This window comes from Cellulomonas sp. B6 (assembly GCF_001462455.1).
Classification (GTDB): domain Bacteria; phylum Actinomycetota; class Actinomycetes; order Actinomycetales; family Cellulomonadaceae; genus Cellulomonas.
This window is the reverse complement of record NZ_LNTD01000279.1, coordinates 1-16,797: the sequence shown is the minus strand read 5'-3', so window position 1 is coordinate 16,797 and position 16,797 is coordinate 1. Positions and strand designations below refer to the sequence as shown.

The following is a 16,797-nucleotide window of genomic DNA, read 5'->3' as shown; positions in this document are numbered from 1 at the left end:
ACGCGAGGCTCCAGGGGTCGGTGCGGGACGCGGTCCGGTTCCGGCGCACGGCCCCGCGCACCGGCACGACGCACAGGGCGCCGTGACCACGACCCGTGGTGCGGTGCGGGAGACGCGAGGTGCCTGGAGGTGCGGCTCCCCCGTGGGCCGGCGTCAAGGTAGCACCGGGCTCATGCGCCGCGGAAGGGTGCGTCCAGAAGCGCGAAGCCACCGCTGACCTGCGGCGATGCCTGCTGCTCGCACAGCCGAGGGACGCGGCGCGTGGGCCGCCCGGGTGACGCCGGGGCCGCGGGGCCGCAACGAGCTGTTTACACGCCGTCCGCGATGTGGACCACGAGTGCTCGAGATTCGGCACGATCCGGGGCGGACGCGGTCAACCCCGCGAACGCGGCAGGTCGGACGCGCGCCCCACCCCGGACGGCGACGACGAGGTCAGCCCGTGACCTCGAGGTCCGACACTGTCCACATCTGCGTGCCGCCCGGGGCCTGGGCCGACAGCACGACGTCGTCGCCCACGGCACCCACGGTGAACGACCCGACCTGCCGGTCGGACGCGGGCAGGGTCACCCACGACCACGACGCGCCGTCCTCGGAGAGCCACAGCACGGGGCCGTCGTCGCCGTCCGTCCGCAGCGCCCCCACCCCGACGAGCCCGGCGGGCGACGTCGTGATCGCGTCCGCCGTGCCACCGGTGGGCAGCGCGGCGACCTTCTCGAACGCCGCGCCGTCACGGGTCGACCACACCTCGGTGCCGCCCGACACGTCCATCGTCGCCAGCACCGCGTCGCCCGAGGTCACGCACGACGAGAAGGACGAGCCGTCCGGGGCGCCGTCGACGGCCGCGGGACGCCACGCCCCGTCGACGCCCGTCCACGCGGCGGCCGTCTGGGAGGGCACGCCGGTGCGCGTCGACCCCAGCACCACGGAGCCACCGGCGGGCAGCGTGCACACGGACCCCGCGGTGCTGCCGCCGGTCTCCGGACGCCCGAGCTGGTCGGCCGGCACCCGCTGCCACGTCAGGCCGTCGGCGGACGTCAGCAGCGCGAGCTGGTCGCGTCCCGAGGTGACGTCCGCCGGCAGCGTCATCGGGCCAAGGCTGCGCCGTCATCGGTAGGACTACGTGCCGCAATGCGGCGCGTCCCGCTCAGCTTCCCCCGGGCGGCGGAGTGAGTCGTGAAGTACTCACGTGAGTACTCCACGACTCACGCTGGTCGATCGCGGCCCGACCTCGCTCGCGGATCATGGGCGTTCCGCGTGCGCGCTCCGGCAGGATGCTCGTGTGGACGTGACCTTCGTGAGTGCCGAGGACGGTGCTCCGTACGCGCGTCTCGGACCGGCATGGGTCGGCTTCGACGAGGCTCTCGCTGACGCGGTGAGCCCTCTGCCGCCGCGGGGCTCTGCGGAGCAGTCGGTGTCGACACACTGGATCGACCGTGCGCTCACGCAGGTGCGCCGGATGGTGGCTGCGGGAGAGACCGGGCCCTTCCAGGGAGGCAACGCGACCACGTTGTCCGTCGTCGAGGGCCAGGTCGTTGCGAACTCGGACTACGACATGTTCGACCCAGAGGCGATGACGATCGAGGCCTTCGAGGAGGTCCTGAGGGCGTGGCGTGACGCGGTCGTCCGAGTGCGCGACGAGGAGAGCCCACCGATCCCGGAGACCTACCGCCGCAACCCGTACCCCGGCGAGGAACTGAGCGGGCCGCCCGCTGATTGGACGGCTCTCGGCCGTGATCTCGTCACTCTGTGGCGTCCCACAGGGCCAGAGGAGCTCGCCCTCGTCGAGGCGAGCGGCTGGAGGCGGTGACCCCCGCGGCTGCCTGATCAGCCGATCTTCTACCCGCTCTTGAACGAGGACTACGCCGTCCGGATCGCTCGCGACTGGAACGTCAAGGCGTCAGGCGTCGGTTACGTGACGCGGTTCCGGGTCCGGCGTGAGCACCTCGACCAGTACGAGGTGCAGCAGGTCGGCGGCGAGACGATCCTTGAGTACTGGATTCCGGCCGGGCGCCTGGAGGAGTTCAACGACGCCATCGTGGGAACGATCGAGGTCGTCCGCACCTTCAGGTAGGCGCTCCGCTAACGATGACGGGCCGTGACTCTGTTTGCACCGCGGTGCTGATCGCACCCGCCGACGGCGGATCGTAGGGGATCATCGTCTGGCGCCGCGGCGTCGCCCGCGCTGGCAAGGATGTGCCGGCGCACCTGGGTGGCTGGAGCGCGCTCAACGCCTGAGCACCTGAGGAGGGCTCGTTGTGGTCCAGCGCACCTTCGACGGCCTACGCAGTTGGGACGGCGATCAGAGCCGAGCCTTCGAGGAGCTCGCCTTTCAACTTCTGAAGTCCGATGTCCCAGCGGGGTCCAGAGCGATCCGGACGGGGAACCCGGACGGCGGCGTCGAGTGGTACGCCGTCACCCAAGACGGCGTCGAGTGGGGCTGGCAGGCCAAGCACGTGTCGGGCATCGACGCCCTGCTCACAGCCATGACCGAATCGGTGCGCCGTGTGGCTAAGGAGCGCCCTCGGCTGCGCACTTTGACCTTCGTCATCTCCTGGAACCTTGCTACGAGCACCCGTGGTGGGGAGCGGAAGTCTCAGCGCCAGAAGTATGAGGACAAGGTCGAGACATGGCGTCGCGAAATCAAGGGCGTCGATGCGATCGAGTTCGAGCTCGTCCAGGGCAGCGATCTCCTTGATCGCCTCGCTCAGCCCACGCACCGGGGCCGCGCCCGGTTCTGGTTCGACGAACTTGTGCTTGGCCCCGATTGGCTTACGCGGAGGTACGACGAAGAGGCAGACGCGGCGTCACAGAAGTACCGGCCGGACCTGCAGGTTGATATCCCCATTCAGGACGAGATTGTGTCCCTCGGGTTCGGCACGCCGGTCCTTGACCGGCTCGATGAACTCGCCCGGACGGTCGTCTCGGCCGCCGCCGACGTGCACCTCCTCGCTGGCGGTCTGGATGAGGAGACTGCCAACCTCTGCCGTGTCGCTGACGAGGCGGTCGCAGAGCTGAAGCAGGTGGTCAAGAACCTCGTTGTACGGGTGGACGAATGGGACTCGACGCTCGCAGAGTTGACGTCCCGGTTGGCAGCGAGCCAGGACGCAGTTTGGAGGCTTGAAGAGCGCGAGCGTGACTTGCGAAGGGCATGGACCGATAGCCCGGCCGGAGAGCGCGGAAAGGAACCGCCAACTCTGGCGCACGCCTACGGCGTCCAGAGCCTCCTCAGCGCGGCCGGCGAGCTGGAGGAGTGGCTGGTGCAGGGACCGGGGCGCTTGCTGAGCGGCGCGCCGTACTTGCTCACGGGCCGCGCAGGTTCAGGGAAGACCCATCTCCTCCTGGACGCCACTAGGCGTGCTCTCGACGACGGCCGCCCGGCGGTGTTCCTAAGCGGCGCCCGCTTCGGCGCGAGTGACTTGTGGGCGAGTATCGCTGACCAGCTTGGCCTCCCGTCACTCGGCGCAGACGAACTGCTCGGAGCCATGGACGCGGCTGGGGAGGCCGCTTCAATCGAGGGCCGTCGGTTCCTGATCATGATCGATGCGCTGAACGAGACGACTCCCCCGGAGTTCTGGGTCACCCACCTTCCGGCACTCCGGGCTCGCGTAGCGCGCTACAACCACGTTGCGCTAGTCGTCTCCTGCCGTGACACGTACCGAGCCGTGGTCGTCGATGGCGCCGAACAGACGAGGTTCTTCGTCCGCAGCCACCCGGGCTTCGCGGAGCGTGAGGTAGAGGCCGCTGAGCGCTACTTCCGCCACTACGGCCTCGAGGCACCACGGCTCCCGCTCCTGACTCCGGAGTTCACGCTTCCGCTCTTTCTGCGCCTCTACTGCGAGAGCTTGTCCGGCCTGGCACCGGACGAGCAGCCGACCGGCCACCAAGGCCGAATTGCGATCTTCAACCGCTACCTCGACGCCAAGGTACGCACCGTGAGTCGGCGCATTGGCCCTGGGGTAACGTCGGCGTACGAGCTTGAGAGAGCGGATCGTCGGGTACGCCGTGCCATAGATGGCCTCCTCGACGAGATGAGCCGGACGGGGCATGAGGGCCTCGCTGTCGATGCGGCAGAGGCCAGCGTCCGAGAGGCCCTAGGACCTGCCGGCGGAGATCCAGTGCGGCTACTCGGGCTGCTTCAGGAGGAGGGCATTCTCTCGCGAGAGCGCCTCTACCTGGACGGTCACCGCGGTGTGGACGCCATGCGAGTCGTGTTCCAGGCATTCAGCGACCACCTGATACTCACCCGTCGCGTGGAGCTCTCGCCGGACCCATTGGCCGACGATGAACTGCGCGCCTGGCTGTTGTCTGAGAGTTCGTGGGGTATCACCGAGGCCGCCACGGTGCTCTTCCCCGAGCGGTACGGCATCGAGCTACCGGATCTGCTCAGCGTCCATCTCCAGGAACCCGCTGACACGGGCGGGGACGAACCATGGGAAAGTCAATTTCGTACGGACAACCTCTTCAGGTCGCTGGTCGAGAACCTCCCTTACCGCGACCCGAGCGCAATTAGCGACCGGACTGTGGCGCTGCTCAATGAGGCACAGCAGCACCTGAGGCGCGAGGCCTTCTACGGCGTGCTCGTCACGATGGCGCCCCAACTGGGGAACCGCCTAGACGGCGAGGCGCTCCATCGCTACCTCTCAAGCATGCGGATGCCGATCCGGGACAGTGACTTTGGATTCGCGACGTACCACGCGCTGGACGACGCACACGGGCCATTCGCGCGCCTGGCCCGCTGGGCAGCCGCCGGCCCGTATCCCGCGTATGACCCGGAGGTGGTGGAGCGCGCGTGCGTCCCGCTGTGCTGGCTGTTCTCCTCACCCAACCGATACCAACGCGACTGGGTCACGAAGGCCCTGGTGCAGTTGCTCCACGGCCATTTGGACGTAGCAACGGCTCTCGTTGAGCGGTTCTGGTCCGTCGACGACCCGTATGTAGTGCAGCGCGTCATCGCGGTCGCCTACGGCGCGCTGCTGCGGAGCGCGGCCGCCGACCGGGACGCGGCCGGTCGGCTCGCTGCTCGCGTGCACACTCTCGTCTTCACGCCGCCCGTCCACCCGGACGAACTGTTGCTCGACTCGGCCCGTGGAATCGTGCGCTGGGCGGTCGGAAGCGGCCTGTTGGCAACTTCGGCGCTCAAGACCGCTTCACGACCCTACGGGCTCACCGTCCCCGGCCCGCCGCCGCTCGTGGCATCCCTAGAGCAGCGGTACGGAGTGCACGAAGACCGGCCTACGAACGCCAGCTACACCTCGATCTACTACTCGCTCTTCGAGCTCGGGGACTTCGGTCGCTACGTGGTCGAGTCAGGCCTCCATCACTTCTCTCGGTTCCGAACCGGCGAGGTACGACCCGAGCGGACACCCCGGGAGCCGCGGTTCGTGAGGAAGCGCTGGGAGACGTTCGTCCGCTCGCTCTCGGAGGCACAGGCCGCAGACTTGGCCGACCAGATGCAGGCCTCCGACCCATCGGCGCTAGGCACGCCGCGGTGGCTACGCACTCTCGGCGACGATCCCCTGAGCGGCGCGCAGCGCGACCTTCTGCGGGACGTGTGGGTCTATCCACCCTGGGTCGACGACGACTATCCCGTGGAACGAGCTCGCCGCTGGATCTTCCGCCGGACCCTAAGCCTCGGGTGGACGCCGGAACTGTTCGGTGCGACTGACCGCGGGCTGGGTCGCTCGAGTGGAGGGCGCGAGGGTCACAAGGCGGAGCGGTGGGGCAAGAAGTACCAGTGGATGGCGTACCACGAGCTGTTGGCGCGGGTCGCTGACAACTACCAGAGCGCACGCCGCTACGAGGACAGCGAGATCTACGAGGGCCTTCACCAGATTGTGGGCGAGCGGGAGATCGACCCGAGCCTTCCCCCGGTCAGTTACGAGGCATTCTCGGCGCGGAAGTCAGTGAATGGCGGGGCGTGGGGCCCGAGTCCGATTATCTTCCCACAGTGGCCCACTAACCGTGTTGACTTCCGCGCGTACGACTCCAACATCGGCAGGTTCCTTGAGGATCGACAGACCGAGCCAACCCCCAGAACCTCGGTGTGGCTCACGGACGAGCGCGGTGACGAGTGGATCGTGCTTGACGGCTGGACGCGACACAACGACCCGCTTGCCGACAAGAGTTGGCGCGGGCTGTTCCAGCAGGTCCGCGTCGACACCCTTCTGGTTCCCGCGACGCAGGCGGATGCACTGCTGGAGCAGCTGTCGACGGAGGCGACCTACCGGCGTGTCGGCGAGCGGGCCACCTTCAACGGTCACACCGACTGCTGTTTCGTCGGCGAGATCGGTCGCGTCGGCCCGCGATGCTACCAACGGCACGACGCGCTTGAGCCGCTCGACCTGGACGGAAGCAGCTTCGAACTCGTCTCGCCGATAGAGGGCTACACCTGGGAGGGGTCGATACTGGACTGCTCAATCGAGGACTCGGCCAGCACCGTGCTGCCGTCGACCTTCGTGCAGCGGGAGGCGGGGCTCACCTTCGAGACCGCTGGACCAAGCTGGTCGCTCCCAGACGGGCAGTCCGTCTTCGTCTACCTCGAGACTTCGGATACCGACGGCCGGGCCCTGCTGGTTCGGGCGTCGTTCCTAGCCGACTTCCTCCGGACGCGCCGGCTAGCACTGGTGATCCTGCACGACCTCGAACGAAGTGAACTCAAGGAGGACTACCCGCGAGACGAGCCGCATCCTTGGCTACATGTCTCCACAGCCGCCGTCCTAGACGCCGAGCTGCAGGTACGGCCTGGGCCCATGTTGCGCACCGGGACGGAACGGCAGGCTGGTTGGGGCTGAGGGACGCGACGTCAGGGCGCGCGCACCGCCCGTTCGACCCGGTTCTCTGGGACCTCATGCTCAGGTGAGGGGGGACGGACTAGCGCTCCTGAGCCCGGCGTGGATTGCGGGCGCATTGAGGACGCGGTCTATGCGCTCGGCGATCCGCTCTTGGGCGTCGTCGGCGGCGTGCTGGTAGTGGAGGGCGGCGCGCGGTGTGGAGTGGCCGGCGCGTTGCATGAGCTCGGCGAGGGTCGCGCCAGCGAGGGCGACCAGCGTCAGGGCTGAGTGCCGCAGGTCGTGCCAGGTGAGGTCGTCGCGGCCGACCGCCCGGCGGGCGCGGGCGAACATCGTCGAGCGGCTGCCGCTCGTGAGCGGGCGACGGGACGCGGTGCCGAAGACGAGGGCGTCGCGTCGCTCCGGCGTGAAGCGCGCCATGTGCTCGGCGAGGACCTCGACGGCGACCGCCGGCAGGGCGACGGTCCGGAGGCCGGCGCGGGACTTGGTCGCTGAGAATGGCCCGGCGCCGCTGGTGCCCAAGCGCGCGAGTGACTGCTCGACGCGGATCGTCCCCGCGGCGAGGTCGACGTGCCTCCGCTGGAGGGCGAACAGCTCGCCCGCCCGCAGCCCGGACAGGAACGACACCACGACGGCCGCCCGGTAGCGCTCGTGCATCGCAGCGGCAAGCGCCCACAGCTCGTCGGGCGCCAGCACACGCCGCTCCGTGCGGTGTCGGGAGTCGCGCTGGCCCGCGCCCTTGATCGCGCACGGGTTCGCCGGGATCAGCCCGTCGGACACCGCTTGCGCCAGCCCCGTGTGCAGCAGCCGGTACGCCTGTACGGCCTCGGTTCGGCCGAGGTTGCGACGGCCCTCCCGAGCATCCGCCACGACTCCGCCGGTCGCCTCCAGCCACGCCTCGCGCAGCTCGACCGGCATCCGCCCGGTCACCGCGACCGCGCGCCCGTTCTCCGCGGCCCACGCCCGGATCACCGCGTTGACCCGCTTCGGCGTCGACGCCGCCCGCGACCACCGCTCGGTGGCGCGCCGCGACGCTTCGGCCAGCACCGCGGCGTCCCACTCCCGCACTGCGGCCGGCGTGACGGACGCCAGCGACAGCGCCCCCAACCGCACGACCCGCGGCCGCGCCCCGCCCACCACGGGCACCTCGGCGTCGATCCACCGCTCGAGCAGCCGCGCGTACAGCTCCCGCGTGCTCGGCGCGAGATCCGCCCGCGTCGCGATCCACCCGCGGAACCACTCCCCGAGCGGCTGCTCGCCGAGGCGCGGGTCCCGCCACACGCCCCGCGACATGCGCGAGACCTCGTGCGCCAGCTCCTGGTCGGCCTCGGCCTTGGTCGGGAACGTCCCGAGCGTCCGAAGCGCGCCGTCGGGCCCCGTGTACCGGGCCTGCCATCGCCCGGAGGGCAGTCGGCGGACGGCGCCGGAGGCGCGGCGGTGGCGCCGGGATGCGGACGCTGTGGTCATGGTCGAACCTCTTCGCTATGGCACGTTGTGGCCCGAGCCGACCAGCAGAAGGGTCCCAGGGAGGTCCGACAGAGCGTTCGTAGCGCTCTGACCTGCGAAAACGATGGAGCGGGTGACGGGAATCGAACCCGCGCTATCAGCTTGGGAAGCTGATGTTCTACCATTGAACTACACCCGCGCGGCGCCGCTGAGGGCGCTGCGGCGTCGATCCTACCCGCTGCGGGACCCCACTCTTCAACCCGGGCCCGCCGGTGCCGGTCCCACGTCGACGCGGGACCGGCACTGACCGGCACAAGGCCCGCACGGGCTGGTCGCCCCGCCCACGCGGTGGCAGGGTCGGGCGCGTGACCGCGACGCTGCGCCCGTTCCACCCCAGCGACCTGCCCGGCATGTACCGCGTGTGCCTGCTGACCGGCGACGCGGGCGGTGACGCGACGTCGCTGTACCGCTCGCCCGACCTGCTGGGTCACGTGTACTGCGGGCCGTACCCGACGGCGGACCCGGGGCTGAGCCTCGTGGTGGTCGACGAGCAGGGCGTGGCGGGGTACGTGGTGGCGACGGCGGACACGGCGGCGTTCGAGGCGTGGTGCGAGCGCGCGTGGTGGCCCGTGCTGCGCGCGCAGCACCCGCAGGCGCCGGACCCGCGCGACGGCACCGCCGACCACACGCTGCTGACGCGCATCCACCACCCGGAGCCGTCGGACGTGCCCGCGGACGCGCCCGCGCACCTGCACGTCGATCTGCTGCCGCGGCTGCAGGCGCAGGGCTGGGGGCGCCGGCTCATCGACGCGCTGGCCGACGCGCTGCGCGAGCGCGGCGTGCCGGGCGTGCACCTGGGCGTCTCGGCGGCGAACACGCGGGCCGTCGCGTTCTACGAGCACCTGGGGTTCCGGCGCGACGCGTCGTTCGGCTGGGGGCACCGGATGGTGCTCGACCTGCGCTGAGCCACGTCCGGCGCCGATCCTTATTGATAGCGGCTCTCACTCTCTGTTAGGTTCTCGGCACCCCACCGCCCCGACAGGAGAGGACCGGGCGTGCCCTGCCGCGCCCACCACGCCATGACCACTGCCCTGCCCGTGCGCACCCGCCGCACCCTCCCCGCCCTCGCGCTCGCCCTCACCGCGACCCTGCTCGCCGCCTGCTCCGGCACGGCCGACGGCGCCGACGCGGCGACCCCCGCCCCCACGGCGGACGCGACGACGACCGCCGCGCCCGTCGAGCGCGCCACCGCGATCACGCGCCTCGCCGTCACCTACGACGGCGGCGTCCTGGTGCTCGACGGCTCCTCGCTCGACGTCGTCGCCGACCTGCCCGCCGACGGCTACCTGCGCGTCAACCCCGCGGGCGACAACCGCCACGTGCTCGTCTCCACCGCCGCGGGCTTCCAGGTGCTCGACGCCGCGACGTGGGGCCAGGCGCACGGCGACCACGCGCACTTCTACACGTCCGACCCGCGGCTCACCGACGTCACCTACCCGGCCGAGAAGCCGGGCCACGCCGTCGTGCACGACGGCCGCACCGCGCTGTTCGCCGACGGCACGGGCGAGGTCACGGTCGTCGACTCCGCGCACGTCGGGGACGGCCCGTCCGACGACGCCCGCACGTACACGACCCCGCACGCGCACCACGGCGTCGCGGTCGAGCTGCACGACGGCACGCTCGTCGTCTCCGAGGGCACCGAGGACGCGCGCACCGGCGTCCGCGCGCTCGACGCGGAGGGCACCGAGACCGCCGCGATCGACACGTGCCCCGGCGTGCACGGCGAGTCCGTCGCGCAGGGCGACGTCGTCGCGATCGGCTGCCAGGACGGCGTCGTGCTGTTCAAGGACGGCGCGTTCACCAAGGTGCAGAGCCCCGACGTCTACGGCCGCGTCGGCAACCAGGCCGGCTCCGAGGAGTCGCCCGTCGTCCTCGGCGACTACAAGGTCGACAAGGACGCCGAGCTCGAGCGCCCGACGCGCGTGTCCCTCGTCGACACCCGCACCGCGACGATGACGCTCGTCGACCTGCCCGCGTCCTACACGTTCCGCTCGCTCGCGCGCGGCGACCACGGCGAGGCGATCGTGCTCGGCACCGACGGCGCGCTGCACGTCATCGACCCCGAGAGCGGCGCCGTCGTGCGCTCGATGCCCGTGGTCGCGCCGTGGGAGGAGCCGACCGAGTGGCAGACGCCGCGCCCCGCCGTGAAGGTCCACGCCGGCACCGCGTACGTCACCGACCCGGCCACGCGCAGCATCCACGCCGTCGACGTCGAGACGGGCGAGGTCTACCGGTCGGTGACGCTCGACGTCGTCCCCGACGAGGTCGCGCTCGCGACCGGGGAGGCGCTGGCGGCCCACGACCACGCCGACGACGCCGGGCACGAGACGCACGACGGGCACGAGGACGACGGTCACGACCACTGACTCGCGCCACGCCACCTCGGACGCCCCCTCGCCGCCGGCGCGGGGGCGTCCGCGCGTCGCGGACCGGTTCGTCGGCCGGCCGCGCGTTCCCGCGTGCCGCCCGGAGCTGCACCGACCCGTCGACCGCGTGGTGCGCCACCACGACGACCCGCTGCCGCGCGCGCCGGGGCCGGGGACGTCCGGCGCCGTCCTCCCGCCCACCCGGCCGTCGTCCTCGCCGAGCGACCGCACGTCGGGCGGGTCGTCGGCACCGCCCGCCCGACAGGGGGAAAGATCGACCCCGTGAGCCCGACCGAGCCCGCGCCCCGCGCCTCCGCGCCCGATCCCACGCCCACGGCACCGGGGCAGCCCGTCGCCCGCCGCCGTACCCGCCGCACCCCACCTGCCGGCCCGTCGCACCCCCGCGGCACCGTGACGCGCGTGCTGCTCGCAGCGGTCGTGCTGGTCAGCACGCTCGCGGCGGTGCTCGGCATCGCGCTCACGTGGCCCTCGGGCGACGGACCGCGCACCACCCTGTCGGACGCGGGTGTCCGGTACGTCTCCGCGCAGGTCGTCGACACGCGTGGGCAGTCGTGCGACGGGTCGGTCGAGGACGTGCAGCCCGACGGCACCGTCCCGGAGACCGTCGACTGCCTGCGGGTGACCGCGCGCACGTCGTCCGGCCGCGAGGTCGACGTGTTCGCGACCGCCGGCACCGAGGCGGCCGACCTGCCCGCCGGCACGCGCGTGACGCTCGAGCACTACCCCGCCACGAACGGCGAGGCCGAGGTGTGGGCGTGGCACGACGTCGACCGCACGCTGCCGCTGGGGACGTTCGCGCTCGCGTTCGCGCTGGTCACGACGCTCGTCGCGGGGCTGCGCGGGCTGCGTGCGCTGCTCGGGCTGGGGATCGCGTTCGCGGTGCTCGGCGTCTACATGCTGCCCGCGCTCGTCGCGGGGCAGGACGGGCTCACGGTCGCGCTGGCCGGGTCGACCGCGATCGTCGTCGTGGTGCTGTACCTCGCGCACGGCGTCTCGCTGCGGACGACGACGGCGCTGGTCGGCACGCTGCTGGGCCTCGCGATGGTCACCGGGCTCGGCGTGCTCGGGGCGCACGTGGCGCACCTGCAGCCCGTGACGTCGGAGGACACGTTCGCACTGGCCCGGGCCCTGGGCGCGGACGGTGTGCACGTGCTGCGCGGCGTGTTCCTCTCGGGGGTCGTGCTCGCGGGGATCGGCGTGCTCAACGACGTGACGATCACGCAGGCCGCCGCGGTGTGGGAGCTGCGCGCGGCCGACCCCACCGCGTCGTGGCGGACCCTGACTGCGCGCGGCATGCGCATCGGCCGCGACCACATCGCGTCGACGGTCTACACGATCGCGTTCGCGTACGCGGGGGCGTCGCTGCCGCTCCTGCTGCTGCTCGAGCTGTACGACCAGCCGCTGATCGTCACGCTCACGGGCGGTGCGTTCGCCGAGGAGATCGTCCGCACGCTCGCGGGCGCGACGGGCCTGGTGCTCGCGATCCCGCTGACGACCGTCGTCGCGGCCGTCGCCGCGGTCGGCTCACCGCCGGGCAGCGGGACCGGCGGCCACGGCCACGGCCACGCGCACTGACACGCACCGCCCTCCGGCGCCTCCCGATCGCGGGGGTCCCCCAACCGACGCCTCCCGATCACGGGGGTACCCCAACCGACGCCTCCCGATCGCGGGGGTCCCCCAACCGACGCCTCCCGCCGGTCCGGGCACACCACCCGCCGACGGGTCCGGCACGTCGATGCCCACCGCCGGCCGAGCGACGAGGCCGCTCGAGTCCCACCTGCCGAGACGCGGCGCGCACGACACCGGGCTGAGAGTGTTTCACGGGGCGGATGAGCGACCCCCGCCCGGTCTCGCGGATACCCCGTCCCATGGGTCGGGACGCCCGGCCGGCGCCCACCGGCGACGAGGCGGCAGGGGACGGAGCCACGGCACCGGGTGGCACGCAACCGCGGAGCGCGCCGAGACCACCAGCGGGCACCCGAGCGGGACGGTGTTCCACGACGACTCACGCACGGCAGCCGACCGGTCCAGCCCAGACACGGCAACCAACCAGCCCGGCCCACACACGGCCGCCGACCGCCCCGGCTCAGCCACCGCAACCAACCAGCCCGGCCCACACACGGCAGCCGACCGGTCCAGCCCAGACACGGCAGCCAACCAGCCCGGCCCACACACGGCCGCCGACCGGCCCGGCTCAGACCGTGACGGCCAGCCGGAACGTGCCGGTGCGCTCCTCGCCGGGATCGAGCACGAACACGCCCGTGCCGGGCACACCCTGCTCGTGCAGCGTGAACCCGTCGTTGACGTTGGTCGCGGGCTCGACCGCGAAGTAGCAGCGGCGCCGCGGCGCGTACAGCACGAGGTGCCGGTAGACGGGGTCCATCGTCAGGTCGACGCGCACACCCTCGTCGGGGTACGCGATCGTCACGGGGGCGCCGGGGTCGAGGTCGGTGAGCACGTCGTCGACGAACGCGGTGCCCAGCACGCGCGGCGCACGGAAGTCCGCACGCGGCGGCACGGAGCCCGCGGGGCCGTCGGGCAGCGCACCCGTGAGCCGGTACCCCGCCGAGGCGGGCACGTGCAGCACGGGCCCGGCGGTCGGCGGGTACTCCCGCACAGGCGCGCCGACGGGCAGCAGGGACCGGCTGAGGTACGGGTGGTGGCCGAACCCCGCGGGGAACGGCTCGACGTCGGTGTTGCGGACCGAGGTCGTGACGACCAGGTCGTCGCCCTCGAGCGCGTACCGGATCGTCGCGCCGAACTGCCAGGGGAAGTTGACCCCCACCTGGCACGACGTCTCCGTCGCGAGCGTCACGGCGGTGGCCGTGCGCTCGACGACGTCCCAGCGCGCGTACCGCACGGCGCCGTGGATCGCGGTGCCGTCGGCCGCGTTGCGCTGCAGCTGCCAGCGGCGCCCCGCGAAGGGCAGCACGCCGCCGCGGATCCGGTTGGACCACGGCACCATCGGGAAGCTCGCGCACTTCTCGGGGTCGCCCGCGGCGGACGTCCGCGTGGGGCGCAGCAGGTCGCGCCACACGCCGTCGGCCGTGCGGATGCGGCCCGCACCCAGGGACGCACCGGTGCCGGGGAGCACGTCGAGCTCCCAGCGGTCGGTGCGCAGGGTGACGGCGCCCGCCGGCGCCGCCCGGGTCGTGGAGACCGGGGCGGGCGCCGGCGTGGCGACCGGTGCGAGCGGTTCGGTGATGGTCATCGGCGGCAGCCCCCTGCGCACGACGACGGACGCGTGAGCGCCCGCGTCAGAGCGTGACCTCGACGCGGACGGTCGACCCGGCGGGTGCGTACGGCACGTGGTTGCCCTCGACGGGGGTGCCGTCGACGACCAGCGCACCGCGTGCGCCGCGCGCGCCCGAGTTGGTCACCGTGATCTCGTACGTCGCGCCGCGCGCGACGCGCGTGACGGTGAAGGACGGGACGTCGGGGCCGATCTGCGGGTCCACGACCAGGCCGTCGTAGTCGGGCCGGACACCCAGCAGGTACTGCGACACGGCCACGAAGTTCCACGCCGCGGTGCCCGTGAGCCACGAGTTCTTCGCCTCGCCCGCGCGCGGCGCCTGCTTGCCGGCGATCATCTGCGCGTAGACGTACGGCTCGAGCTTGTGGACGTCGCTGATCTCCTCGCGGTACGCCGGGGTGATCCGCTTGTAGTAGTCGAACGCCTTGTCGCCGCGGCCGACCACGGTCTCGGCGATGATCACCCACGGGTTGTTGTGGCAGAAGATGCCACCGTTCTCCTTGTACCCGGGCGGGTACGTGGAGACCTCGCCGAGCTCGATCTGGTACGTCGTGTAGGCGGGGTACTGCAGCACCAGGCCGTGCGGCGTGCCGAGCATCTCGTCGACCGCGTCGAGCGCCTGGACGGCGGGCGCGGTGGCGTCGTCCGGGCCCTCGCCCACGCCGATGCCCGCCATGACCGCGAAGCCCTGCGGCTCGATCCAGATCTTGCCCTCGGGCTTGGCGTCGGTGCCGACGGGGTTGCCGAAGAAGTCGTAGGCGCGCAGGAACCAGCGGCCGTCCCAGCCGTGCTCGAGCACCGCGGCACGGACCTCGTCGACGACCTTGCGGGCCTGCGACGCGACCTCGGTGAGGCCGCGTCGCTCGGCGAGCGCGGCGTACTCGGGGCCGTAGAGCACGAACTGCGCCGCGATGAACACCGACTCGGCGTGCCCGCCGGCCTGGTTCTCGGTGGTCTGGAACGACTCGCCCGGCTCGGTCGAGAAGCAGTTGAGGTTGAGGCAGTCGTTCCAGTCGGCGCGGCCGATGAGCGGCAGGCCGTGCGGGCCACGGTGGTTGACCGTGAACTCGAACGAGCGCGTGAGGTGCTCGAACAGCGGCACCTCCGAGCCGGGCTCGTTGTCGAACGGCACGGGCTCGTCGAGGATCGACCAGTCGCCGGTCTCCTTGACGTACGCGGCGACGCCGGCGATGAGCCACAGCGGGTCGTCGTTGAAGCCCGAGCCGATGTCGTTGTTCCCGCGCTTCGTCAGAGGCTGGTACTGGTGGTACGCCGAGCCGTCGGGGAACTGCGTCGACGCGATGTCGATGATGCGCTCACGGGCACGGTCCGGGACCAGGTGCACGAAGCCCAGCAGGTCCTGGTTGGAGTCGCGGAAGCCCATGCCGCGGCCGATGCCGGTCTCGAAGAACGACGCCGAGCGCGACATGTTGAACGTGACCATGCACTGGTACTGGTTCCAGATGTTGACCATCCGGTCGAGCTTCTCGTCGCCCGAGCGCACCGAGTACGTCGACAGCAGCTCGGTCCAGTACGTCTGCAGCGCCTCGATCGCGGCGTCGGCCTGCGCGGCCGTCGCGAAGCGCCCGAGCAGCGCGTGCGCGCCCTCCTTGTTGACGACCTGGTGGGCGTCGTCGGCCCACTTCTCGTCCTGCGGGTTCTCGAGGTAGCCCAGGACGTACACGAGGTCGCGGGTCTCGCCCGGGGCGAGCGTGACGCGCACCGAGTGCGAGCCGATCGGGTACCAGCCCGACGCGACCGAGTCGGCGGAGACGCCCGCGCGCGGCACGGCCGCCTCGCCGAGCGAGTTGTACGCGCCGACGAACGTGTCGCGGTCGGTGTCGAAGCCGTCGGCGCGCGTGTTCACGCCGAACACGGCGTAGTGGTCGCGGCGCTCGCGGTACTCGGTCTTGTGGAAGATCGCCGACCCGTGCGGGCCGTCCTGCTCGACCTCGACCTCGCCGATCGACAGGTTGCGCTGGTAGTTGGTCTGGTCGTCCTGCGCGTTCCAGAGGCAGAACTCGACGAACGAGAAGAGCGTGACCGTCTTCTCGGCGTCGGACGTGTTGGTGACGGCGACGCGCTGCACCTCGGCGTTCTCGCCGAGCGGCACGAAGAACGTCGTCGCGACGCGCAGGCCGTTGCGCTCGCCCGTGATGCGCGAGTAGCCCAGGCCGTGCCGCGCCTCGAAGTGGTCGAGGTCCGCCTTGACCGGCAGCCACGACGGGGTCCACACGTCGCCGCCGTCATTGACGTACAGGTACCGGCCGCCCGCGTCGGCGGGGATGTTGTTGTAGCGGTACCGCGTCAGGCGGCGCATCTTGGCGTCGCGGTAGAACGAGTACCCGCCGGCCTGGTGCGACAGCAGCGAGAAGAACTGCTCCGACCCGAGGTAGTTGATCCACGGGTAGGGGGTGTGGGGCGTCGTGACGACGTACTCACGTGCCGCGTCGTCGAAGTGGCCGAACCGCATGGCGTGCCTCTCGTGCCTCGTCGCACGGCCGGCCGGGCGGGCGACGCGCGTGGCGCGCCCAGGTGTCGGCGACCCTGCTCAGGTACCTGGTCGTCCGTCGACGGGGCCGACGGCTGGTGCTGCACCGGGACTGCCGTCGGAGCGTCTCGCGCGACCCGCGGCGAGAGCGCTCCCACACCGGAGCGCGGACAGCATATCCCGAGAGGCGCGGGACCCGGAACGGCCCGGCACCTTTCACCGTCGCCCCCGCCGCACCGCGGTGGCACCCGTGCGGACCCGGGCCGAAGGTCCCTGGACGCACGAGTCGGACGCATCGGGACCAACCCGGCACCACCGGGATGAAGTGCGGTGTGAAAAGGCCGCACCCCCCGCCCACGCGGCCCGCCGCCC

The 16,797-nt window shown here is 71.8% G+C and carries 10 protein-coding genes and 1 tRNA gene; 6 read left to right on the top strand and 5 right to left on the bottom strand.

The genetic code is table 11. The features are described from left to right. Positions 1-432: 432 nt before the first annotated feature. Entirely contained in the window at positions 433-1,086 is a 654-nt protein-coding gene (locus ATM99_RS18465; protein ID WP_062104298.1) for a hypothetical protein, read from the bottom strand. A gap of 193 nt (positions 1,087-1,279) precedes the next feature. Between ATM99_RS18465 and ATM99_RS19790 the strand changes: the two genes are divergently transcribed. The 3 genes from ATM99_RS19790 to ATM99_RS18455 all read left to right on the top strand — a co-directional run bounded on the left by ATM99_RS19790 (position 1,280) and on the right by ATM99_RS18455 (position 6,791). After that, entirely contained in the window at positions 1,280-1,807 is a 528-nt protein-coding gene (locus tag ATM99_RS19790; RefSeq protein ID WP_223305273.1) for a hypothetical protein, read from the top strand. A 39-nt stretch (positions 1,808-1,846) separates the two neighbouring features. Continuing rightward, positions 1,847-2,071 carry a hypothetical protein gene (locus ATM99_RS19785; RefSeq protein ID WP_223305272.1) on the top strand — a complete coding sequence of 75 codons (225 nt, stop codon included), beginning with the start codon at positions 1,847-1,849 and terminating at the stop codon, positions 2,069-2,071. Between the two features lie 184 nt (positions 2,072-2,255). Beyond that, on the top strand, positions 2,256-6,791 hold the full coding sequence (locus ATM99_RS18455; protein WP_062104296.1) for an ATP-binding protein: 4,536 nt from the start codon (positions 2,256-2,258) through the stop codon (positions 6,789-6,791). 60 nt (positions 6,792-6,851) lie between these two features. Here the strand turns inward: ATM99_RS18455 and ATM99_RS18450 are convergent, their stop codons facing one another. Together ATM99_RS18450 and ATM99_RS18445 are read right to left on the bottom strand one after the other, a co-directional pair. Then, on the bottom strand, positions 6,852-8,069 hold the full coding sequence (locus tag ATM99_RS18450; protein ID WP_150118363.1) for a tyrosine-type recombinase/integrase: 1,218 nt from the start codon (positions 8,067-8,069) through the stop codon (positions 6,852-6,854). A 290-nt stretch (positions 8,070-8,359) separates the two neighbouring features. Beyond that, positions 8,360-8,433, bottom strand: a tRNA-Gly gene (locus tag ATM99_RS18445). A 166-nt stretch (positions 8,434-8,599) separates the two neighbouring features. On the opposite strand from ATM99_RS18445, the gene ATM99_RS18440 reads away from it, so the two are divergent. The 3 genes from ATM99_RS18440 to ATM99_RS18430 all read left to right on the top strand — a co-directional run bounded on the left by ATM99_RS18440 (position 8,600) and on the right by ATM99_RS18430 (position 12,256). Further along, on the top strand, positions 8,600-9,199 hold the full coding sequence (locus ATM99_RS18440; protein ID WP_223305271.1) for a GNAT family N-acetyltransferase: 600 nt from the start codon (positions 8,600-8,602) through the stop codon (positions 9,197-9,199). A 114-nt stretch (positions 9,200-9,313) separates the two neighbouring features. Continuing rightward, positions 9,314-10,660, top strand: coding sequence for a zinc metallochaperone AztD (aztD, locus tag ATM99_RS18435; protein WP_062104292.1), 1,347 nt, complete (start codon positions 9,314-9,316; stop codon positions 10,658-10,660). Positions 10,661-11,080: 420 nt separating this feature from the next. Further along, entirely contained in the window at positions 11,081-12,256 is a 1,176-nt protein-coding gene (locus ATM99_RS18430; RefSeq protein WP_223305270.1) for a YibE/F family protein, read from the top strand. Between the two features lie 619 nt (positions 12,257-12,875). Here the strand turns inward: ATM99_RS18430 and ATM99_RS18425 are convergent. Next, positions 12,876-13,892: an aldose epimerase gene (locus tag ATM99_RS18425; protein WP_062104288.1), complete on the bottom strand. Its 1,017-nt coding sequence runs from the start codon at positions 13,890-13,892 to the stop codon at positions 12,876-12,878. 46 nt (positions 13,893-13,938) lie between these two features. Beyond that, positions 13,939-16,407: a GH36-type glycosyl hydrolase domain-containing protein gene (locus ATM99_RS18420; RefSeq protein WP_062104285.1), complete on the bottom strand. Its 2,469-nt coding sequence runs from the start codon at positions 16,405-16,407 to the stop codon at positions 13,939-13,941. Positions 16,408-16,797: the final 390 nt, after the last annotated feature.

Bases quoted from the DNA above. Each gene is read 5' to 3' on its own strand.
- ATM99_RS18465 (WP_062104298.1), bottom strand. From the start codon at position 1,086: ATGACGCTGCCGGCGGACGTCACCTCGGGACGCGACCAGCTCGCGCTG.
- ATM99_RS18425 (WP_062104288.1), bottom strand. From the start codon at position 13,892: ATGACCATCACCGAACCGCTCGCACCGGTCGCCACGCCGGCGCCCGCC.
- ATM99_RS18420 (WP_062104285.1), bottom strand. From the start codon at position 16,407: ATGCGGTTCGGCCACTTCGACGACGCGGCACGTGAGTACGTCGTCACG.
- aztD (WP_062104292.1), top strand. From the start codon at position 9,314: ATGACCACTGCCCTGCCCGTGCGCACCCGCCGCACCCTCCCCGCCCTC.